The organism is Zooshikella harenae (assembly GCF_018837975.1).
GTDB lineage: Bacteria > Pseudomonadota > Gammaproteobacteria > Pseudomonadales > Zooshikellaceae > Zooshikella > Zooshikella harenae.
Window position 1 is genome coordinate 1 of sequence record NZ_JAGSOY010000371.1, and the last position, 537, is coordinate 537.

1 protein-coding gene is annotated in these 537 nt (G+C 41.3%); it reads left to right on the forward strand.

Translation table 11 applies throughout. From position 1 onward, the window contains the following. Positions 1-210 precede the first annotated feature (210 nt). Positions 211-537: major capsid protein (locus KCG35_RS26170; protein WP_215822874.1), on the forward strand; the 327-nt coding region annotated here is incomplete at its 3' end.

Genomic DNA, 537 nt, shown 5'->3' on the forward strand with positions numbered 1-537 from the left:
ATCTGCCGGGGTGTATGCTGCCGGTTGTTTTAATCCTGCTGCACTGTATTTAGGTAATGGTCATACGGAACAAACCCTTATGCAACCGTTTCGTGAGCGTGGAATATTTTTAAAAACACCCAGCTATAAATAAGTCATTCTTTTAATTATTCGCTTTACGCCTTTCTGAACACACTTCTTACATCGCTTATTTAATAGGTAATTACTGCCATGACCGTGAATATCGACCGCGATACGATTACGCTGGTGCGTACGATCGAATTCAAGAAAAAACCGTTTCCGTATTATTTAAATAAATACTTTTCCTCGATTTATGAATCACAGGAAGAGCAAATTAATTTTGAATTAGTGTTTGGTGAACGACGTCTTGCGCCGTTTGTTTCGCCCATGCTGGAAGGTAGACCACTGCCTGATCAAGGCTATGAAGTGAAAAGCTTTAAGCCCGCCTATATCAAACCGAAAAATGCGGTTAAACCTCAACCGATGATGAAGCGCCGTGTCGGTGAGGCTTATTTAGGTAGTTTAAGCCCAGCACAA